Raw genomic sequence first — 21598 nt, forward strand, 5'->3', positions numbered from 1 at the left:
TCCAGGCGTGCAGCATGGTGGCCAAGATTTCCGTTTCAGTAAGGCGGATTGACCACCACGTAGGAAACCTGGCTTCCGCTATAGCTTGGCTGGTACCAAGTCGATCCGCATTGCGAATACGTCACACCGTTCGAGACGATCGTCTGGCAGCTCGGTGGCACGGAGTTCACCACGGATCCGACCGCGGCAGCGGTGACCGCCACGGTTGCCGTGACGGCTGCGGCTGTAGCGACAGGATGGTTGTTCCAGCCATGGTTGTCCCAGCCGTTGTCGACATCGACATTCACGTTGCGATTGACATTGACGTTCTGGTTGACGTGGACATTGCGATTTGCATTGACGTTGCTATTTCGGTTGATGTTTTCATTGCCACTGACGTTGCGGTTGGCGTTGACGTTGGCACCACGATTCATATTGCCGCCGCCACCTGCATTGCCATGGGGTGCATTGACGCTCGATCGCGCCGAGGCGCGCGTACCACCGCCCTGCACGCCGCCACCACGAGCAGCTAGCGCTTCCGGGACCACAACGATGCAGGCGGCCATCAGAATGACGGCGCACGACAGGCTCGACGCGAGGAGGTTGTTTCGACACTTCATGGCGAGGCCTCCTTGGCTGCTTGGTTGTCCGCATTGATCTTTATGAGGTGATCGTCCGGCTTCGGCGTAAAGCTGAAGACGCTGTCGGATAGTGGGCTCGTCGTGTCCCAGGTGAGCGTGGCGCTGTACTCAGGCTGGGTGGGGTCGTCGAGATTGGCTATGACCAGCTTTTGCGGGAGCAACGTGTCGCGCGCGATCCACACCTGCCAATCCACACTGCCCTGATGCATAAGGAGATGGTCACATTCGACCTTGTCGATATGCGAAGGACCGATCACGGTCGCTGATTCGATATTGGAAAGTGGCGCCTGGTCAGTGCCCCAGTAGAACAGATCCGCCAGAGGCATTTCGATGTCGTATTTCTCCTGCGCCTCTTCGACCAGATCGTGCACCGTACCTGTCTTCGGCTTTTGCGCGTAGTAATGCAAGCGCGGCGCATAGATGGTGAACTTCGAGCCGTCGTAGAAAAAGCTGCGTTGTTTGCGATCACTGTCTATCGCGGCAAAGAACTTGTCGGGAGCCCGCACCTTGTACGTCACGGTGCCGCCATAGGTGACCTTTTGCCCAGAATCGAGCACATCCTCGGTCGTGATGTTCGAAGTGACAGTGAAGGACTTCAAAGAGCGAAGCTTTTCGGCCATCTGTTCGATGGCATGAATAGCCTGTGGATCCACCGCGGGCTTGGCTTGCTCCTGCACAGCCGACTTCGCCGTAGACGTCTTTTCGACCGCCCAGGCTGGAGCCGTGGCGCATGTCGCTGCTACTGCCAGGGCGAAGTGCAAACACCAATGACGATTCATCTTGAATCTCCTCCCGCAATAGTGAGCCTTAGTCTGAAGACCGATGACTCTGGGATCCGCCACGCGAGGCACCGGCCGGCCGTAAGCCTAGCCGCTCGAAGGTCTCGCTTTCGTGAGCGGACGTGTTTCGGTGACGCGCCATACCCGATCTGTCGGGACAACCACCATCTCGATGGTGCAGCGGATTTCACCCATTAGGTCAGGTAGATCGGTGAAATAACGATCGTCGTGACGCCCTAGGAAACGACAAAAATGCCTTCCTTGGGCTCGCAAACTTGGCGGCTACGATAAGTGCGATCCCAACCTGCTTGGCCGCACAGGCGACGTCCAAGCGATTCGATCACCGGAATGGAGCCGCCCATGAGATGGTCGATCAACAATGCAGAAGTAAGAAAGCTCGCCAACGCGACGCGCCAGGCCATCTCACGTGCGGACGTGAGACGTACTACCTCACATGGGCGACAGCCTTCCGACCCATCGGATGTTACCGGACCGCTCATTATCCAAGTCATCCTCCGAAACAATACGGACCTGTGTTCAGTAGAAATACGGTGGCGCGCACCAATCTCTGCCTGCACTCTGCTGCCACCGAATGAGTGAAGCCTGTCCGTTCTCACCTTTTTTTGAGGAGAAAGAGATGAGGTTGAGCGTGAACGACACGGCAACATTCCGCATGACCTTTCTGGGAGTGGTACTGATCACAGCGCTCGTTTTGGCTCCTTCTGCGCGCTCAGAAGAGGCCACTAAAGACGCGGACATTCGTAAGACAGATGCCCGGTCGGAGCAGCAGTGGGCCTATTCGGTTGGCGTCCAGAATTATGTGTTCGGATTGCCGCTGGTGATCTTTGAGCGTGAGCGCGCCCTTCGCCTGAACCCCGCTGCGCTTGAAAAAGCCAAGAAGATCGCACCTGCTGCGCCCGTGAATCAGATCGGCCATATGAAGATGTTGGCCACTGCTGACGACATCATGCCTTACACGCCGAACAACGATACGGTGTACAGCGGTGCCTTGCTTGAGCTCAATGATGGTCCCGTCATCCTTTCCGCGCCGGACATCGCTGACCGCTATTGGTCGGTCGAGGTGGCTGATGCCTATACCAATAATCTGTTCTACATCGGCACGCGCGCTACCGGCGGGAAAGGCGGCTACCACGCTTTTGTTGGCCCGGATTGGAAAGGCACACTTCCAAAGGGTGTGGTGGAACACAGGGTGCCTACGAACGGCATCATGTTCGCCATCCGTATTGGCGTCACTCCTGGAGATGCGGCTGACCTAAAGAAGGTGAATGCCCTACAGGAGCAATTCGCCCTTACCTCGCTGAAGAACTGGAATGATCCGGCCAAACGAGGTCAAGCAGACATTCCTAACTTGCCCAAACACCCATCCTATACCGGCGATCTGGCCTTCTATCAAACGTTGGCCGATCTCCTGCTGGAGGACCCGCCATCACCGACGAGGGATGCCGCCGCTGTCGTACTCTTGCAGCGAGGTGGCATTGAGGTGGGCAAGCCCTTCGATCCCGCAAAGCTCGGCGCACCGACACGTTCCGGCCTGGCGGATGCCGCGAAGGACGCGCCGCAGATCATGAAGTGGAAGGTGAAGTTTCGTGGCACGCCGTATCCAACGCGTTGGAATAACCTGCGCCCCGGCGACTACGGCGTCGACTACTTCGACCGCGCTGCCGGTGCCCTCGAAGGCCTGTTTGTCCACGACAGGGAGGAGGCTGAGTACTTCAGCACGTATGAAGACGGTGACGCAAAACTCCTTGACGGTAAGAACCGCTACATCCTTCATTTCGACAAAGACGAAATTCCGCCGACACTGAAGAACGGCTTTTGGTCGATCACCATGTACGGTTCTGATTTTCAGCTGGTCAAAAACAAGATCAACCGATTCTCCATCGGTGACCGCACGCCGGGGTTGAAGAAGAACGATGACGGGTCACTCGATATCTTCATTCAGAACGCAGCCCCGGATGGCAAGGAGAGCAATTGGCTTCCTTCGCCGGCAAGCGGCCTGTTTCGATTGAACTACCGCATCTATCTTCCGAACGCGCCGGCGCGTGATCCGGCCACACTTGGGAAATATCTCCCTCCGATCAAGAGGGATTTGTAAGGCAGAGCCCTGCATCTTCAGAACGGCCAATCTGGCGGGCGCCAGGTCCGCTTGCGACTCAAAGAAAACTTCCCAGTGAGGCCGCCCGGGCAGGGCGATTCGGGATGGTTATTGCGGTTAAGCTTTGACTCGCTCGCCGGACTCCGTCCGCTCGGCCAAGCCTTCGATGGTTTGTAGATCAAGCGACGCGTGACAAAGCATTTAATGAAAGCCCGCGATCAGATTGCTTCCGAGGCGACTTAGGGCGGCCTGGATAGAGTCCGTTGGCGAAAACGATGCTGCCGTCGGCGGCGACGAGGGGCAAGTGAGCATACCTTCACCGTACGCTGACAAAGTCGCCGCGCCAGTGCTGCCTTGCGTCTTATTGAGTGCAGCGGCAACATCAGGGTTGCCATCAGCATGGGTAGCTCACGCATGTCGTTGCCAAGCCTAGGAGAATTTCGGGTCGGATGCTTTACCGTTCTCATCGACGCAGCACGGCTCGAAATCGCCGGTGCTGCCCGGTGGATAGGCGCCTGGCATATTTATCGCCGGCCACGGTCGGAGGGTGACTTACCATTGAGATACGGCGATACCGATACCGCCGAATCGCCCGACCTGGCCGTTGGCATGGCCAGATCCATCGCGAAGCTGGTGGCGCGATCGCTGTAGTTTTGCGCGGCAGCCGGCGCAGGCGCCGTACCTAGCCGCTCACCAGAATGGGGACTTCACGAATGGCGAATCAGAGGATGTCCGAAAGTGCAAAGCGCGCGCTTCGACTGATCTGCCGACAGGGCGGCGTGGTTAGGAGTCTAATCATTCCGACCGAGGATCTGACTGCCTTGACCGCCGCGGGCTATCTGGTCGAAGTGCTTGGCGGCTGGAAAGCTACCAAAGCAGGCTATGCGTTCGACAAACGCAATCACTGACATCTTGCCGCCTCTATGACGATGCTGAGGTTAGAATAGTGGCATGTGGATCTGTATCCGCTGCAATACAGAATTCCGTGAGTTCACGGGCGGCGCCGAGGCGAACCTCGACAGCTTCGGCCTGCACTTTATGTGCCCCATATGTGGGCGCCGGAACCGCCTTCGCAGCATCGGCGAAGACGGCGACGGCTTCCTTCGCTTAGAGCAGATTGACGAGCCCGAATGAGTCGGCGAGTACTTATCACGCACTAGCAATGTTTCCGTCTATCGTCGCATGGCCCATTCCTCTAAGCCTTCCGTGTCGATGAGCATCCGCGCGTCAGGCGCCTAGATCCGGAAATGTATGCCTCCGAGTCAAAGCGGAGAACATGACTTGAGCTGCGGCTAGGTAGTCACTCGACACGCACCAAAATTGGAGCGCAAGGGTAGGGCGATTAGGAAGGGTTATCGCGGGTAGAGCGCCACGCCATCTGCCTACACCCTCTCCCAGTGAAGTAGGCCGTGCATCCTGCCCATTCCTTAATAAAAATCCGGGTTACCAGGCTTCTTGCGTCCCTACCGCTGGTAAAGGCAGACCTCGGCACCACGACTGGGCTCCCAAGCCGCGCGTCCTGGACTGCACGAATTTACGGTTTCTATACGCCGATGGCCTGGGGCGATACCCCTTTATTACGGGGAAAATCCGAGAATTACCGACGTTAAAACTCGGTGAGCTGAGCTTCCATGGATGCCATTTACCTGCTCTTTTCGATCGTGCTGTTCGCTGCGGCGCTCGGCTTTCTGCTGATCTGCGACCGTCTAGGTCGTCGCCCCTGACATCGGCCTCTCGCCTGCGCTGGCGAAGGGGACATCGGTTGGCGCCTTTCCTTGGGGAGACTTAACCATGAACGCGTTCTATTTCGTGGCTGCCGTGATTGCGGTGGCCCTGACGGGCTACTTGTGCGTGGCCCTACTTAAGCCGGAGTGGTTCGAATGACCAGCTTCGATTTCTTCCAGGTCGTGCTTTATCTGGGCGTGCTGCTTGTGCTGATCAAGCCGGTCGGCGCATACATGGCCCTGGCGTTTTCCGACACGCCCAACGGCGTCAATCGCGTGGGCGGCAAGGTGGAGCGCGTGCTCTATCGCCTCGCTGGCACCAGTGCCGATGACCAGATGGGCTGGAAGCGCTATGCCATCGCCATGCTCGTCTTCAACCTGTGCGGTGCGTTCGCGGTCTACGCGTTGCAGCGTGTGCAGCAGTGGCTGCCGTTGAATCCCCAGCACTTTGCTGCACCGTCGCCGGATCTGGCGATGAATACGGCCATCAGCTTCATCACCAATACCAACTGGCAGGCCTATGGTGGCGAAAACACCATGAGCTACCTGACCCAGATGCTGGGTCTGGCCGTGCAGAACTTCCTCTCGGCGGCCACCGGCATCGCCGTGTTGCTGGCGGTGGTGCGCGGCTTCACGCGTCGCAGTGCCGACAGCGTGGGCAACTTCTGGGTCGACATGACGCGCAGCACGCTTTACGTGCTGGTGCCGTTCTCGCTGGTGATTGCGCTGCTGCTGTCTTCGCAGGGCGTGGTACAGAACTTCAAGGCCTACGTCGACGTGCCGCTGATGCAGAACACGACGGCGGTGGAAACGGTGAAGGATACCGCTGGCAACACGGTGAAGGACGCGGCCGGCAAGGACATAACCAAGTCGACTACGGTCACCACGCAGACCTTGCCGATGGGCCCGGCTGCCTCGCAGATCGCGATCAAGCAGTTGGGCACCAATGGCGGCGGTTTCTTCAATGCGAACTCCGCGCATCCGTATGAGAACCCGACGCCTTTCAGCAACTTCATCGAGATGCTGGCGATCTTTCTGATTCCGGGCGGTCTTTGCTACACCTTCGGCAGCATGGTGGGCGATCGCCGCCAGGGCTGGGCGATCCTCGCCACCATGCTGCTTATTTTTGTCCCGCTATGCTTTGGCGCCATTGCCGCAGAACAGGCCGGCAATCCTGCGCTGCATGGCCTGGCCGTGGACCAGCAAGCCTCCGCCCTGCAGGCGGGCGGCAATATGGAAGGCAAGGAAACGCGCTTCGGCATCGCTGCCAGCGGCCTGTTCGCCACCATTACGACGGCCGCCTCCTGTGGTGCGGTGAATGCCGCGCACGACTCGCTCACGCCTCTGGGCGGCCTGGTGCCGATGTGGCTGATCCAACTAGGCGAAGTGATCTTCGGCGGCGTGGGCTCGGGCCTGTACGGCATGCTTGCGTTCGCCGTCGTCGCGGTGTTCATCGCCGGCTTGATGGTGGGCCGTACGCCGGAATACCTGGGCAAGAAGATCGAGGCGCACGAGATGAAGATGGCCAGCCTCGCCGTGCTGGTGCCCTGCGCCCTGGTGGTGATCTGCACGGCCATCGCGGTGATGACGCCGGCCGGTGCGGCGGCGGTGGGCAATCCGGGTGCCCATGGTTTCAGCGAGGTCCTGTACGCGGTGTCGTCAGCGTCGAATAACAACGGCAGTGCGTTTGGCGGTCTCTCGGCCAACACGCCGTTCTGGAACGTCTTGCTGGCTGTATGTATGTACCTGTCGCGCTTCATGCTGGCCATCGCCATGCTCGCCATGGCCGGTTCGCTCGCTGCCAAGCGCCACGTGCCGCCCTCGGCCGGCACACTGCCCACGCATACGCCGCTGTTCGTCACCTTGCTTGCCTGTGTCGTGGTGGTGGTGGGTGCGCTCACCTTCCTGCCTGCGCTGGCCCTTGGCCCGATCGCTGAATTCCTGATGTCGGTGCGCTGATCAGCGCCCGAAGGAAGCAAATCCATGACAACGACTCATACCCCTGTTCACGGCGTTCGCAGCTTCGATCGCGAGCTGATCCTCAAGGCGATCGCCGACTCGTTCCGCAAGCTCTCGCCCAAGCAGCAGTTCCGCAACCCGGTGATGTTCGTGGTGTTCGTGTGCAGCGTGCTGACCACCTTGCTGTGGGTGCAGGCGTTGACCGGCCACGGCGAGGCGCCCACCGGCTTCATCTTCTGGGTGACGGTGTGGCTGTGGTTTACGCTGTTGTTCGCGAATTTCGCCGAGGCCCTGGCTGAAGGCCGCGGCAAGGCGCAGGCCGCTGCGTTGCGCGGCTCGCGCAAGGACGTGGTGGCCAAGCGTCTGTCGGCGCCCTATAAGGACGCGCCGATCACCTATACGCCGTCGACCGAACTGCGCGTGGGCCACCATGTGCTGGTGGAAGCGGGCGAGCAGATGCCTGGTGACGGTGAAGTAGTCGTCGGCGCCGCAAGCGTTGACGAGAGCGCCATTACGGGTGAATCCGCGCCGGTGATCCGCGAGTCCGGCGGCGATCGCAGCGCCGTCACCGGCGGCACGCGGGTGCTGTCCGACTGGTTGGTGGTGCGCATCACCAGCAATCCGGGCGAGAGTTTCCTCGACCGCATGATCGCGATGGTGGAAGGCGCCTCGCGTCGCAAGACGCCGAACGAGATCGCGCTCACCATCCTGCTGGCCAAGTTCACGCTGATCTTCCTGCTCGCCTGCGCCACGCTGCTGCCGTATTCGATCTATAGCGTGCAGGCGGCCGGTGCGGGCAATCCCATCACGCTGACCGTGCTGGTGGCGCTGCTGGTGTGCCTGATTCCGACCACCATCGGTGCGTTGTTGTCCGCGATCGGCATTGCCGGCATGGATCGCATGATCCGCGCCAACGTGATCGCCACCTCGGGTCGTGCGGTGGAAGCGGCGGGCGATGTGGACGTGCTGCTGCTCGACAAGACCGGCACGATCACCCTTGGCAATCGCCAGGCCGTGGCCTTCCTGCCGGCGCCGGGTGTGGACGAACACACGCTCGCCGACGCCGCGCAGCTGGCGTCGCTGGCTGATGAAACGCCGGAAGGCCGCAGCGTGGTGGTGTTGGCGAAAGAGCGCTTCGGCATCCGCGAGCGCCAGCTGGAAGAAGGCCATGCCGAGTTCGTGCCGTTCACCGCGCAAACCCGCATGAGCGGCGTCAATCTCGGCGAGCGCCAGATCCGCAAGGGCGCGCTGGATGCGGTGGAACGCTATCTGGAATCCAACGGCAGCCACCTGCCGCCGCTGGTCAAGCGCATGGCCGAGGACATCGCCCGCCGCGGCGCCACGCCGCTGATCGTCACCGAAGCCGCCACGGCGCTGGGTGTGATCGAGCTGAAGGACATCGTGAAGGGCGGCATCCGCGAACGTTTCGCCGAGATGCGTCGCATGGGCATCAAGACGATCATGATCACCGGCGACAATCCGTTGACTGCCGCTGCGATTGCTGCGGAAGCAGGTGTCGATGACTTCCTCGCCGAAGCCACGCCGGAAGCCAAGCTCAAGCTGATCCGCAAAATCCAGGCCGAAAACCGCCTGGTGGCAATGTGCGGCGACGGCACCAACGACGCGCCGGCGCTGGCCCAGGCTGACGTCGCGGTGGCGATGAACACCGGCACGCAGGCGGCCAAAGAGGCCGGCAACATGGTCGATCTCGACTCCAATCCCACCAAGTTGATCGAAGTGGTGGAGATCGGCAAGCAGATGCTGATCACGCGCGGCTCGCTGACCACGTTCTCGATCGCCAACGACGTGGCCAAGTATTTCGCCATCATCCCAGCGGCGTTTGCGACGACCTACCCGGCGCTCAACACGCTCAACGTGATGAAGCTCGCCACGCCGCAGAGCGCGATTCTTTCGGCGGTGATCTTCAACGCGCTGATCATCATCTTTCTCATTCCGTTGGCGCTGAAGGGCGTGAAATACCGTGCGCTGGGCGCCGGTGCGCTGCTGCGGCGCAATCTGCTGGTCTACGGCCTGGGAGGCATCGTGGTGCCCTTCCTTGGCATCAAGGTGATCGACATGTTGCTCGTGCTCTGCGGTCTTGCCTAAGCCCTCTCATTACTGACGCACTACTGGAATCTCCGGAGTCTTTGCCATGCAAGTACTCAAGCTTTCCGTTTCGCTGCCCGACGACACCCACCCAGACATGGAGCTTCGTCTCTCCTCAGACGACTCCACCTGCGATGTGGTGATCGCACTGCCAGTGCAGGGTCGTGCACGCGTACCAGCGCGCACCAGCGAAGCGCCGAACAGCGAGCAAGACGATTACGTGCTCGGCGGTTACGCCGGCATCTGATGCAAGAAGGCCGCGGAACAGCGGCCCCAACCCTCTCTACTCACAGAAAAGGACGGCTCGCCCCGAGCCGGTTTCAGGCACACCCATGATGTCCAAGAAGCTTCTTTCGTTTGCATTGTTGTTGGCGCTTGCCCCCGCGGGTGAAGCAGCCGCTGCGGCGGCGCCGGTTGCCCTGGGAAGCTCGGATATAGCGACAGCGCCACAGTCGCCGCTTACTGCGCCGCCGGAGTCTGCGGCACCCGCTCGCGGACCCAGCGGCGGTTGCGACCCCTACAAGAATTTCGGCTGCCTCAATGACTACCTGGGAACAAGTTTCTGGGGACGCCTGACAAACTACTACAAGCTAGAATGGGGCCAGGCGACGGCTCCCACGGATCCGAATGCGCCTGCATCGAGGCGGGCGGATTGGCCGGCGGCCGCACAGACAACGCCCCCCATGCCGTTTACCGAGTGGCCTTACGGCGGAGCCACTTCCCTCGGTGTGACGCGCCCCAATTCGGTCGACAGTCCGCTGATGGCTGCACTGAGCAACACCGCTTTCGGCGAATGGCTCACCCGGAACAATTTCCAGGTCTATGGCTGGGTCAATGGTGGTGGCAACCTAAGCACGAGTACGACGAAGCCCGGCGGCAATGCGCCGGCGGCGTATGTATACACCCCTAATACGCTGGAATTTGACCAGTTTGTGCTGTATCTGGACCGTTTCCCGGACACGGTGCAGACCGACCACATCGATTGGGGCATGCGCGTTTCGCTGTTGTACGGCGAGAACTATCGCTACACCACGGCGTATGGGTTGGCCAGCTACCAATTGTTGAAGGAAAACAAGGTCAATGGCTACGACTTTCCGATGTTGTATGGCGAACTCTACATTCCCTGGGTCGCCGATGGTTTGATGCTACGCCTTGGTCGCTTCATTTCCATACCAGATATCGAAGCTCAGCTCGCGCCCAACAACTATATGTACACGCATTCGATGTCTTATTCGTTCGATAACTATACGAACACCGGCCTGGAAGGTACCGTAGCTCTCAACAAGAACTGGACCGTGCTACTCGGCGTGACGGACGGCACCGAGGCATATCCGACGCACTTGCATCAGAGGCTCGACAATCCGTATCCGAACGTCCCAGGCACCGGCCCTGGCGATGTTGGATACAACCCGCTCTATCCGAACGCAACCTTCAAGAAGGATCCAGGTGCCATGGCGTCGGTGTCGGCATGCGTTCGCTATGTCACCGACGATGGCAAGACCGACTTCATGCCATGCGCGGATGCAATCAACTCGGGAAGATATGGTTACAACAATCTGCAGTGGTATGGCTTCACGTTCTACCATACGTTCAATGAGTATTGGCATGTTTCCTACGAAGCCTATGATCTCTATGAGAACCGCGTTCCCAACGCACTCAATAGCGATGTGCAAGCCATCTATGCCAACGGGGGCGCGCCGTTCTCGTCGCGATTCATCCCGTACAACGCCCCTGATCTGGCAATCTGCCGCAACGCGACGGAGTTGACGTGCCGGTCCACCACGCTGGCTACCGTTGCCTATCTCAACTACAGCCCCGATCCTTTGAACAACTTTTCGTTCCGGCCTGAGTACTACTGGGACAAGAATGGCCAACGTACGGGCGTAGCAACTCGTTATGTGAACTTCGCAATTGGTTGGCAGCACTGGTTCTCACCGCAATTTGAAGTTCGACCGGAAATCGCTACGTACCATTCGCTGAACGGTAAAGCGTTCAACGGAAACTCGAACGCTGGCATTGCTCCGAACAAGTCCCACGAGACGATTTTGTCCGGTGACGCCATTTTTCATTTTTGAGCAGGGCTCCGCTTGCGAGCCGGTGCTGATGGTCAGTTAGATTTTTGGATTTCCCAACGGGTGGTGATGTCATGAGCAGGTTGATACGCAGTGCACTAACTATGTTGCTGATGATGACCGTGATCACCGGCGTGGCCTACCCACTGGCAGTTACCGGTATAGCCCAGGTGCTGTTCCCGTCGCAGGCAAACGGCAGCCTGATCGTCAAAGATGGCAAGCCGATCGGCTCCACGCTGATTGGCCAGTCGTTCGACGACCCCAAGTATTTTTGGGGTCGTCCTTCAGCCACCACGCCGCAGCCGAACAACGCGCTGTCGTCGTCGGGTTCCAATTTGGGACCGACGAGTCCGGCCCTGACGGATGCGGTGAAGCAGCGCATCGAAGCGTTGCGTGCGGCGGATCCGACGAACAAGGCAGCAGTGCCGGTGGATTTGGTGACGGCGTCTGGTAGTGGTCTGGATCCGGAGATTTCGCCGGCGGCGGCGGCCTATCAGGTGCCGCGCGTGGCGAAGGTGCGTGGCTTGAGCACGTCGCAGGTGCAGGCGATGGTGGCGATGGCGACCACCGGGCGGCAGTTTGGGATGTTGGGGGAGGCGCGGGTGAATGTGCTAATGCTCAACCAAGCGCTTGACAGCCATTAACGTAGCCACCTGCTGCCTTGTCGCGAAGTCCTATGCCCGAGCCCTCCCGCGAAGCACGCGCCGATGCCCTGCTGGATGTCATGCAGGAAGAGCGTACGCGTCGCCTGAAGATTTTCCTCGGTGCGGCGCCGGGTGTGGGCAAGACCTACGCCATGTTGTCTGCGGCGCGGGAGCTCAAGCGTCAGGGCATCGATGTGGTGATTGGTCTGGTGGAGACGCATGGGCGGCAGGAAACGGCCGCGCTGCTGGACGGACTCGAGCAACTGCCGCGCCGCAAGGTGAACTACAAAGGCCGCGACTTTACCGAGTTCGATCTCGATGCGGCGCTTGCGCGACGCCCCGACATCATTCTGGTCGACGAACTGGCGCACTCCAACCTGCCGGGTGGTCGCCATGAGCGGCGATGGCAGGATATTGCCGAGCTGCTCGAGGCGGGCATCGAGGTGTATTCCGCGCTCAACGTGCAGCACCTGGAGAGTCTCAACGACCAGGTGAGGCGCATCACCAACGTCACCGTGCGCGAAACGGTGCCCGATGCCTTTCTCGATCGTGCACGCGACATCGTGCTGGTCGACCTGCCGCCGCGCGAGCTGATCCAGCGCCTGAAGCAAGGCAAGGTCTATGTGCCCGAGACGGCGGCCGCGGCGCTCGATGCGTTCTTCTCGCCGACCAACCTCGTTGCGCTGCGCGAGCTGGCCGTCGATACCGTCGCCGGCCATGTGGATAGCGACTTGCGCGGGCACATGCTCGCGCGCGGCGGCGCCATGCCGGTGCGCCGGCGTGTTCTGGCTGCGATCGATGGCCATTCGCAGAGCGAATATCTTGTGCGTATCGCTCGCCGCATTGCCGAACGGCGTGGCGCACCGTGGAGCGTGGCCTTCGTCGATACCGGGGCAGCGTTGGACAATGCACGCAGCGAGCGGCTGGATGCGGCCATGGGCCTCGCGCGTCGGCTCGGTGGCGATACGGTAGTGTTGCGCGGTCACGCCATTGCGGATGAACTCATCGCCCATGCCGATCGCGAAGGCATCGGCCAGATCATCCTTGGCCGTACGCGTGAACGTCCTCTTGCACGCATGCTTGGCCGTTCGCTGACCCAACTGCTGTTGCGCCGTGGCGCGCATCTGGAACTCACCATCATCGCCACGCCGGCCGAGCGGGCGAAGTCGCGTCTGCGTCTGCGCATGCCGGGAGGTTCCGGGCGTCGCGGCGAATACATCTATGCGACGCTCGCCACGCTGGTGGCCTTCGGTTTGTCGTTCATTGCCGACCGTTACCTGTCCGTGGCCAACCTCTCACTGATCTTCCTCACCGCCGTGCTGGTGGTGGCGGTGAGAACGCGCATGGCGGTGGCCGTCTATACGGCGTTGTTGTGTTTCCTCGGCTACAACTTTTTCTTTGCGCCGCCGCGCTACACCTTGATGATCGCCAACTTCGACGACGTGCTGGCGGTGAGCCTGTTCCTCGTCGCCGCCCTGGTGGCGAGCCGATTGGCCACCAAGCTGGCCAGTCAGGTCGAGTCCCTGCGCACGGCCCATGCGCAGGCGCGCGCCTTGCTCGCGTTGGGGCAGCGGCTTTCCACCAGCACCGATGCCGAAGGTATTCGTCGCGTGGGCGCTTCCGCATTGGCGCATGTGATGCGTTGCGAGGTGGCTGTGTTGGCGCGCGATGCGAGCCAGGTGTTGCGTGTGGTGGCGTCGTCGCCACGCGATTTCGATCTGACCTCGCAGGACCTGGGTGCGGCCGAGTGGAGCGAGAAACACTCGGAACAAGCGGGCCGTTTCACCGACACGCTCAACGCGGCGCCTTGCTGGGTGTTGCCGCTGGGCAGCGATGACAACCATCTCGGCGTCGCCGCCATGCGCCTCCCGGCGGGGCAGGGAGAGCCGTCCACCGACGTGCGTAGCCTGGCCCTGACCATGGTGCAGGACATTGGCCAGGCGCTGCAGCGCGCCCGGTTGGCCGAGGAATTGGAAGGCGCGCGAGTGCAGGGCGAGACCGAGCGTTTGCGCAATGCGTTGCTGTCGTCGGTGTCGCACGACCTGCGTTCGCCGCTCGCCTCGATGATTGGCTCCGCCGGGACGCTATCGAGCTATGGCGACCAATTGCCGCCCAGTGAACGCCAGGAGTTGCTCGAAGCCATCCTTGGCGAAGGGCAGCGGCTGGACCGCTACATCCAGAACCTGCTCGACATGACCAAGCTGGGGCACGGCACGCTCAAGCTCAACCGCGACTGGACCGACGCCGCCGAAATCGTCGCGGCGGCCACGACGCGCATGCGCAAGCTGTTTCCCGACCTCAAGGTGGATATCGAGCTGCCGCCCCAGACCTTGCTGCTCTACGTGCATCCCGCGCTGATCGAGCAGGCTTTGTTCAACATCCTGGAGAACGCCGCGCGCTTCTCGCCGTCAGGCCAGGCTGTGCGCGTGGTCGTGCGTCCCAAGGGCGAGCAGATCCAGATCGATGTGATCGACCGTGGACCGGGTATTCCGGAGGACGAGCGCGCGCGCATCTTCGACATGTTCTATTCCGTCTCGCGCGGCGATCGCGCGCCGCAAGGCACCGGCCTGGGCCTGGCCATCTGCCGCGGCATGATCGGCGCGCACGGTGGCAGTGTGGAAGCGCTGTCAGGAGCGCATTCGGGGACCACGATTCGCGTCAGTCTGCCGCTGCCGGCGCAGCCGGATCGCGAGGCATGACTACGACCCCCGCCTGCGTCTTGGTTGTCGACGATGAAGCCCAGATACGCAAATTTCTCGACATCGGCCTGCGGGCTGAGGGCTACGAGGTTCTGCTTGCGGCGACCGCGGCCGAAGGATTGGCGCTTGCTGCCACCCGGGTGCCCGATCTAGTGATTTTGGATATCGGCCTTCCCGACAGGGAAGGCTATGAGGTATTGGCCGAACTCCGGCAATGGAGCCAGGTACCCGTATTGATGCTCTCCGTTCGGAATGCGGAGATCGACAAAGTGAAGGCCTTGGACGGGGGCGCCAACGACTACGTCACCAAACCCTTTGGTATCCAGGAGCTGATGGCTCGACTACGTGCTCTGTTGAGGGGGCGTCCCAACGGGCCTGAAGAGTCGCAGCGCTATGACGATGGTCAATTGGTTGTCGACATGGCACGTCGCGAAGTGATTCTGCACGGAGTGCCACTCGCGCTTACCCGCAAGGAGTACGCCCTACTCACGGCATTGGTCCGCCATGGCGGCCGCCTTGTGACGCAACAGCAGCTGCTGCAGGAAATTTGGGGGGTGACGCATGGGCGGGACAGTCACTACCTACGTATCGTGGTCGGTAAACTGCGACAGAAGCTCGGTGACGACCCGGCCTCGCCGCGCTGGCTTAAAACCGAGCCCGGTGTTGGCTATCGCTTCCTGGCTTAGGACTGTACGCCCTCGCTGAAGCGGAACAGATCGCTTTCCCACTGGCGTGGAATGGCAAGAAGTCAGGCTTCCGCCGGAACTTATCCAATCGAGAACATATCCGTGAGCCGGTCGTTACTTTGCGATCGTCTTCGTGTAGGGACGCGACCGACGCATCGTGCGCGCACCGTAGATGTGCCAACAGTCCTTCTCAAGGCAGCACGGCTTGCACACCTGTTCAGCGACGGATCGTAGGGGGGACGTCTCGGAGCCATCGTTGGTTTTCCCTCACGGCGCACACGATAGTGAACCGTTATTCCTGCGCGGATCAGTCCATCACCGACTGGGTGGCGCGCGCCACCGCACACCTTCATGGCTGATAAACCTTGCTCATGACCGCGCAAGAGCGTCAATGACTGGTGGCGACCCGCTTTGTAAAACCGAAGGCGGCCCAGCCTGCGATTCCTGCGACCAGCGACCCCATGAGGATGCCAAGCTTCACTTCGCTTTGCAGGTCAGGATGGTCGGCGAACGCGAGCATGCCAATGAAAAGACTCATCGTGAAGCCGATCCCACAGAGCAACGATGTGCCCAGCAGCTGACGCCATGTGGCACCCGAAGGCATGGCTGCCATGCCGGACCGTATGGCGATACCAGCAAAGCCGAAGACACCCACGACCTTGCCAAGCGCAAGACCCAGTGCAATGCCCAAGGTTGTGCTCGCCATCCATTCATGCGCCGCAATGCCGCCGAATGACACGCCGGCGTTGGCGAAGCCAAAGAGAGGAACGACCGTGAAGGGAACGACCCGATGAAGGGCGTGCTCAAGCTTGGCCAGCGGAGAGTGCGTGCAGTCACCGTCGGAGGGCAACCTACCGGATCGATCTTTGAGCGGGATAAAGAGCGCCAGAGCGACACCTGCAAGCGTGGCGTGTACGCCCGACCGCAATACGGCAAACCACAAGATCCCTCCCAGGACCAGATAGGGCCACAGTGTCCGTACGCCCGAACGGTTGAGGACGGCCAGCGCAGCGAGAACCGCAGCGGCGAGCCCCAGATACACAGTAGCGATTTCTGCCGTATAGAAAATTGCGATGATGATCACCGCACCCAGGTCATCGATGATCGCCAGTGCGGCGAGGAAGGCCTTTAGGGAGGTCGGCACGCGCGAGCCGAGTAAAGCGGCCACTCCCAAGGCGAAGGCGATGTCGGTGGCCGAGGGCACGGCCCAGCCCTTAAGCGCTTCCGGGTGGTCGTAGTTCAATCCGACATAGACAAGCGCAGGTATCGCCATCCCACCCAGCGCCGCAAGCCCCGGCAGAACGCGTAACTGACGGGTCGCCAGCTCGCCGTCGAGGAACTCGCGCTTGATCTCCAGGCCGACCAAAAGAAAGAAAACGGCCATCAGGCCATCGTTGATCCAGTGCAAGACGCTCATAGGGCCGACGTGCGCGTCCAGGGCTGCGAAATACGCACCACTGGCCGGCGAGTTGGCGACCAACAGTGCTAGCGCCGAGGTTCCCATAAGCACGAGGCCGCCCGCCGCCGAGCCGTTAAGGAAATCTTGCAGCCGTCGCAGCGGCGCCCAATTGAGAGTCTTATTCATGACATTCCATACCCAGCCCCAACGCCACCATGACGAAGGGGCGTCCTTATGTAGCCAAGGGTATTACGTCCTCCTCGAAGGCGCGACTGACCGTGAGAGGCGTACACTGACCTCCCTATGCCGCCCGCATGAGGCATGCTTATGAGCACTGACCACACGGTACTGTTCGAGCAGTGGCTGACACGCTTCAGGAATGCAGCACGGACGGCTTGTCCGTGGCGCAGGCGGCACTAGCAAGTCATGCATTGCGCACGGCCGCCATTGGTCTGGAAGATGACAGCTTGGACGAGCTCCTAGCCATTCTTCAGTCGCTTGGCGATGTCATGGCCGAAGGTCGGGTCTCCCCCTCACTTGCTTTCTTGCTTGGGCGTGCCGTCCAGGATGCGCTCGTGCAGATGGAAAACTTGCCTCTTCGGCACGTCGTGCCTTTTGGTCGCCGACGTTAGCCCGGCCGAGGGCCGGATATCTCGCTTGCACACCGTCCCGAACGAGCGCGCTTCTCAGTAGCCACTCCGAACGAGCTCCGGATGCTCACTCATGTGAGCCAGTAAGAGACGTCAGTAGCGCGTGGAGGTTTTGGGGATGGACGCGAATGACTCCGCCGCGAGGGCTATCAATATCCGCGATGAGGCCGAAGGCCACGGCGATGGTAAGTGGGAGTACCAGCATCAGCGCTGGTTGCGATGCGAGCTTTCCTGCGCCAAATCCGACCAGCAAGTTGCTTCCAAGCGCAATGGCGGCTAGCAATATCCAGGCGGAGATAGGGATGCGATTCCACCACGCTGCCTGCGTATAGCCATCCGAATTTAGAACATCGTTCATGCCCGCTACGACGAGCGCAGTGATCGGGTCGCGGTGTTCATTTGCCGGAATCATCACCGCGCTCCACAGCTTGACCTGAAGGTCACTCTTGCGCGCGTTGATCGATGGCAGCTCATCCCGGTTTGTGGTTTCGTAGAACTCGATCCGCTGGCCGAGATAGTGGATCAGAAGTGGTCTGAGTTTCGCCGCGTCTGTGGGCGGCAACAGGTCAGCACGCACGTACTCCGTACCGATAGCATTCGCCTCGGCCTCCTCGTAATTCTTGCGTTGATCGTAGCGACTAATCGCCATCGAAAACGTAAAGCCGATGATCAGTGCCAGCAGCGTCAACGTGGCACCTTGAACGATATTGAATGCTTCGCGGATCTCCGGGTTGCCGGGTCCTCGCCACCTTGCCAGCCATACACCAAGCCGACCGGCGACCCACATACCTGCCAGGGTGACGGCTAAGACCAGGGCCGGATGGTTGATCACGAAGGTCATTCGCTTATCCCCTTGGACGTCTATGACGCGCGCCTGTAATCACCATGCTAAATCTGCCGCGAAACGGAGGTGAAGTGCGGTGGACGTTCCTGTCGTCTGGGGCACTGAGTCCCAGCGCCTGACCCTATAGAGCCGACCAGTGACTTATAAGAGTTGGGAAGAGGCAAAGGCCCGTTCGTGAACTGGTTAACTTCGAGAATCGGGTTCGTGATGATCGGACAATCCCTGTTCCGAGATATCGCGAGCCAGCGGTTGCTGTTTCTCGAAATCTCTCACCAGGCGCTCGGCAAATTCTTTGTAGACTGGCGTAGGACAAAAGAGAGAAGCGGTGGCTCGGGCGAGCAAACAACCTGCCATGATCGGAATCACCATGGCGTGGTTATCAGTCAGCTCCATCGCGATGACCGTTGAAGTCAAGGGAGCTCCGGTCACGCCCGCGAGATACCCCATCGCAAAGGAGATTTCCATGTACGACCAATCCACACTTTCCGAGTTGATCCGTTTCGCAGGCGTCGATGCAGGCGCCATCGTCATCGACGTTTACCCGGGTGATGGCGACTGGACCCGAAGCTTCTCCGACATCGTCGGTCCGGAGGGGCGGGTTTACAGCTTCGTGCCGGTTGAAGTCGCCCACTTCAAAAACGATCCGCTCGGCAACATGCGTAGGCTGGCGAAGGAGTCGGGCCGGGAGAACGTCGAAGCCGTCTCAGCGGACCTCGTGGCGATGCGGGAGGTCACGCAACCGGCGGATGTGTTGTGGTTGCATTTGTTCTACCACGACCTGCACACCGACCTGATCCAAGCCAGGGGCGCGACGGCGGCCGACTTCAATCGAGCCGTCTACGAGCGGCTGAAGCCTGGTGGCTCGTATGTCATCGTCGACCATGCGGCCGCCGTCGGGGCGGGCACTAGCGAGGCCCGGTCGCTGCATCGGATCGAACCTGCATCCGTGCGCAAGGAGGTGGAAGCGGCCGGTTTCATTCTGGACGCGGAGAGCACCATGCTCGCGAACAACGACGATTCGCATTCGGTCAAGGTGTTCGATCCGTCCATCAAGGGCGACACCGATCGCTTTGTCTATCGGTTTGTGAAGCCCTGAGAGGTTTCGGCCCCCCTGACCTTGGACTCTAATTCGTCCCGCTACTGAAAGCGGGGGACGTCGATTAGGTCAAGTTATCCAGAGCAGGGAGAAGAAGGGGCGCAACTTTCGGGATCCGCGTCCCACATAGCGCGGCCAGGCAGCACCAGTCCTCCTATCAATGAAAAAGGGTAGCCAGGATGGCAGGGAAGATCCGTCCGCAGAGCTTCCTCCGGCATGGATCCGGTGCATACCCGATCCGTTTGTGCGGAGGGTGGCTTGCGCACGGGGCGTCGCCTCAGTCACGTAGTAACCGATCCAAAGGCTATTGCACTGAAAATGGCTGACTGATCATTTTTAAGCGTCGTCATTGGCAGCGACGAAGGGATGAATCCACCTGTGGCTATCCTCGATGAGCACAGTGCCGGGCGGAGCGAGTTTATCCAAGACTAAGTCCAATGGGCGATGATAGTGCCCGCTTCCACGATGCGATTTGGGGAGTGAAGGATGACCGAAGATCCCCTCCCACCAACTGGCGGCAATTTCGGGAAGCGAACGATTCCTGTCTGCGAAGGAGTGCCAAGCTTCGAGCTTGAACCGATTCAGCGATCCCGACAGACTGCGATCACTGGAGTTGGCATATGTCGGCGGCGCTTCCCAAGCCGCCAATTCGGCGGTGCATTGAGGCCATTCCGGGTTGAAATCGTAGTGCAGCAAGAGCTTGAAGAGCTGTTGCCCGGCATGAATGTGGAGATGCTTCAGTAATTCAGCGTGTCCGGGGAGTACAAGTCCTACACCGGTACTGGCATTCAATAGCGCCACGAATGGCTTGCGGTCGAAGAAGTCGAGGTCGGCGTACCACTCACCCAGCGGATTGCTCGGCATAGGAGGCTTTGGCAGCTTGGCCGGCTGATGAAGGCGCTTCAATAATTTGGCGGTGCAACGTAACGTGATCATGGGACGATTCTAACGGTGATTGCTCGCACGGTTTCTCAGTAGCTTTGAATGCGATTAGCCCGTGTTATCGCTGGTATCAGCCTGAGTCAGATCGCGGCTAGGGCGTTTTTTGGCGCGCGTGCGCGCAGCTTTCTTTGCTGCAGCCTTCCGTACCGCCGGACCTTTCGTCTTAGCGGCCATCTTCGCCGCCGCGGACTTGCTCGCTGGCGCGTCATCGTGCGCGTGGCGGGTTCGCCCGCAAACGCCGATGAGGGCGAGTTGAGGATGGAGCACTGCCCATTCTTCGAGCGGAGTGAACCCTTCGGCTTCTCCCCGCTCGTGGCACCGACAGATCAGCGTGCCGATGGATGGGGCCGCCGCCAAGATCATACGAGCTGCCGGGGCGTTTCGTGCGGTGACCATGACCTCTTTTGTGCGCTGAAACGTGAGGACCAATGCGCCGAATTGGGGCGCCGAGTCGCCCACAAGGACGATGGTTGGAGCAGAAGCGAGCGCATGGAAGAGGAAAGTTCCTCGAGGGGAAGGAAGAGGCGCTGCGCGAGGGCGCAGCGCGATCGAGTGGCAGAAGCCGGCACCGGCTTCGCTGCGTGGGGGACGCCGCGCGGCCTTCAGTCCGATGCCGCCAGCGCGAGCACCGTGGTGACGAAACGTTCGCCCCGATCGCGCGCGGCGCGCGTGGTGAGCACGGCTTGGGCCAGCAAGGCCAGCGTGTAGGCAGCCGCCGGCATGACGTGCTCAGCCAGCCAAAATGCGGCGGGCGAGAGCAGCACTGCCATGCACCAAGCGGCCGCCGCGCAGTCGCGAAACAGCAGGAAGTCGCCGTGGACACCGAGGACCACCGGTTCATCGCGCACCGCGCGGTAGAGGCGATACCACGTGTCGTTTTGCGCGCTGGCCGAACAAGGCAGGGTGCCCAGTTTGGCCTCCAAGCGGGCCATGTCCACGCGCGGGTCGGCCGGCCCCAACGTGCTGAACGCCCGATGGCCCGGCAGCGCATGCGTCCATCGCAAAAACACCATCTTCGCTTTGGTGTCGGGGCTGAGCTGGCTGTTCAGGATGCCCACCAGCACCATGCCCATCCCGGCAGGCAAGGCGGCCTTCCAGGGCGAGGTGATTTCCGCCCAATTGGCGGGCAGCGACCCGTCGCCAAACACCAAGGCCACGAAGACCAGGGCGTTGAAGAAGAAAAACGCGGCAAGGCGCGCGTGATACGTCGGACCTTTGATGAGGGGCATGGCTGTCCTTGTAGAGGGAAACGAAAGCGGGCC

19 protein-coding genes are annotated in these 21598 nt (G+C 60.7%); 12 read left to right on the forward strand and 7 right to left on the reverse strand.

The annotated features are described in order from the left end of the window. Positions 1–35: 35 nt before the first annotated feature. Complete coding sequence (locus AC1DMY_RS10330; RefSeq protein ID WP_477164858.1) at positions 36–599, reverse strand: hypothetical protein; 564 nt, start codon at positions 597–599, stop codon at positions 36–38. Beyond that, entirely contained in the window at positions 596–1399 is an 804-nt protein-coding gene (locus AC1DMY_RS10335) for a DUF2092 domain-containing protein (RefSeq protein ID WP_477164859.1), read from the reverse strand. Before AC1DMY_RS10335 ends, AC1DMY_RS10330 begins: the two co-directional genes overlap by 4 nt. A gap of 649 nt (positions 1400–2048) precedes the next feature. Between AC1DMY_RS10335 and AC1DMY_RS10340 the strand changes: the two genes are divergently transcribed. The 11 genes from AC1DMY_RS10340 to AC1DMY_RS10390 all read left to right on the forward strand — a co-directional run bounded on the left by AC1DMY_RS10340 (position 2049) and on the right by AC1DMY_RS10390 (position 15405). Continuing rightward, on the forward strand, positions 2049–3515 hold the full coding sequence (locus AC1DMY_RS10340; RefSeq protein ID WP_477164860.1) for a DUF1254 domain-containing protein: 1467 nt from the start codon (positions 2049–2051) through the stop codon (positions 3513–3515). Positions 3516–4243: 728 nt separating this feature from the next. Further along, positions 4244–4423 (forward strand): hypothetical protein, encoded by a 180-nt coding sequence (locus AC1DMY_RS10345; protein ID WP_477164861.1) that lies wholly within the window; start codon positions 4244–4246, stop codon positions 4421–4423. Positions 4424–4466: 43 nt separating this feature from the next. Continuing rightward, on the forward strand, positions 4467–4649 hold the full coding sequence (locus tag AC1DMY_RS10350; protein ID WP_477164862.1) for a hypothetical protein: 183 nt from the start codon (positions 4467–4469) through the stop codon (positions 4647–4649). A gap of 657 nt (positions 4650–5306) precedes the next feature. Continuing rightward, positions 5307–5399 (forward strand): K(+)-transporting ATPase subunit F, encoded by a 93-nt coding sequence (kdpF, locus tag AC1DMY_RS10355; protein WP_477164863.1) that lies wholly within the window; start codon positions 5307–5309, stop codon positions 5397–5399. Continuing rightward, complete coding sequence (gene kdpA / locus AC1DMY_RS10360; RefSeq protein WP_477164864.1) at positions 5396–7198, forward strand: potassium-transporting ATPase subunit KdpA; 1803 nt, start codon at positions 5396–5398, stop codon at positions 7196–7198. Before kdpF ends, kdpA begins: the two co-directional genes overlap by 4 nt. 24 nt (positions 7199–7222) lie before the next feature. Then, on the forward strand, positions 7223–9304 hold the full coding sequence (kdpB, locus tag AC1DMY_RS10365; protein WP_477164865.1) for a potassium-transporting ATPase subunit KdpB: 2082 nt from the start codon (positions 7223–7225) through the stop codon (positions 9302–9304). A gap of 46 nt (positions 9305–9350) precedes the next feature. Further along, the gene (locus AC1DMY_RS10370) at positions 9351–9551 is read left to right on the forward strand and encodes a hypothetical protein (RefSeq protein ID WP_477164866.1); all 201 of its coding nucleotides are present in this window, start codon (positions 9351–9353) and stop codon (positions 9549–9551) included. A gap of 85 nt (positions 9552–9636) precedes the next feature. Next, positions 9637–11379, forward strand: a complete 1743-nt coding sequence (locus tag AC1DMY_RS10375) for an outer membrane beta-barrel protein (RefSeq protein ID WP_477164867.1) — start codon at positions 9637–9639, stop codon at positions 11377–11379. A 71-nt stretch (positions 11380–11450) separates the two neighbouring features. Further along, complete coding sequence (gene kdpC / locus AC1DMY_RS10380; protein ID WP_477165013.1) at positions 11451–12020, forward strand: potassium-transporting ATPase subunit KdpC; 570 nt, start codon at positions 11451–11453, stop codon at positions 12018–12020. 32 nt (positions 12021–12052) lie between these two features. Beyond that, on the forward strand, positions 12053–14719 hold the full coding sequence (locus AC1DMY_RS10385) for an ATP-binding protein (RefSeq protein WP_477164868.1): 2667 nt from the start codon (positions 12053–12055) through the stop codon (positions 14717–14719). Next, the gene (locus AC1DMY_RS10390) at positions 14716–15405 is read left to right on the forward strand and encodes a response regulator (protein ID WP_477164869.1); all 690 of its coding nucleotides are present in this window, start codon (positions 14716–14718) and stop codon (positions 15403–15405) included. Before AC1DMY_RS10385 ends, AC1DMY_RS10390 begins: the two co-directional genes overlap by 4 nt. A 388-nt stretch (positions 15406–15793) precedes the next feature. Here AC1DMY_RS10390 and nhaA read toward each other — a convergent pair whose 3' ends face one another. The 3 genes from nhaA to AC1DMY_RS10405 form a co-directional block, all read right to left on the reverse strand. Beyond that, complete coding sequence (gene nhaA, locus AC1DMY_RS10395) at positions 15794–16990, reverse strand: Na+/H+ antiporter NhaA (RefSeq protein WP_477164870.1); 1197 nt, start codon at positions 16988–16990, stop codon at positions 15794–15796. A gap of 531 nt (positions 16991–17521) precedes the next feature. Then, entirely contained in the window at positions 17522–18295 is a 774-nt protein-coding gene (locus AC1DMY_RS10400) for a bestrophin-like domain (RefSeq protein ID WP_477164871.1), read from the reverse strand. Positions 18296–18481: 186 nt separating this feature from the next. After that, positions 18482–18763: a chloride channel protein gene (locus AC1DMY_RS10405; protein WP_477164872.1), complete on the reverse strand. Its 282-nt coding sequence runs from the start codon at positions 18761–18763 to the stop codon at positions 18482–18484. On the opposite strand from AC1DMY_RS10405, the gene AC1DMY_RS10410 reads away from it, so the two are divergent. Next, positions 18762–19394, forward strand: coding sequence for a class I SAM-dependent methyltransferase (locus AC1DMY_RS10410; RefSeq protein WP_477164873.1), 633 nt, complete (start codon positions 18762–18764; stop codon positions 19392–19394). The two genes, AC1DMY_RS10405 and AC1DMY_RS10410, sit on opposite strands and share 2 nt — an antisense overlap. Before the next feature lie 336 nt (positions 19395–19730). On the opposite strand, the gene AC1DMY_RS10415 is transcribed toward AC1DMY_RS10410, so the two are convergent. Both AC1DMY_RS10415 and AC1DMY_RS10420 read right to left on the reverse strand, forming a co-directional pair. Next, complete coding sequence (locus AC1DMY_RS10415; protein ID WP_477164874.1) at positions 19731–20330, reverse strand: DUF6933 domain-containing protein; 600 nt, start codon at positions 20328–20330, stop codon at positions 19731–19733. Between the two features lie 608 nt (positions 20331–20938). Continuing rightward, entirely contained in the window at positions 20939–21565 is a 627-nt protein-coding gene (locus AC1DMY_RS10420) for a hypothetical protein (RefSeq protein WP_477164875.1), read from the reverse strand. Positions 21566–21598: the final 33 nt, after the last annotated feature.

The organism is Dyella sp. 01L423 (assembly GCF_056399945.1).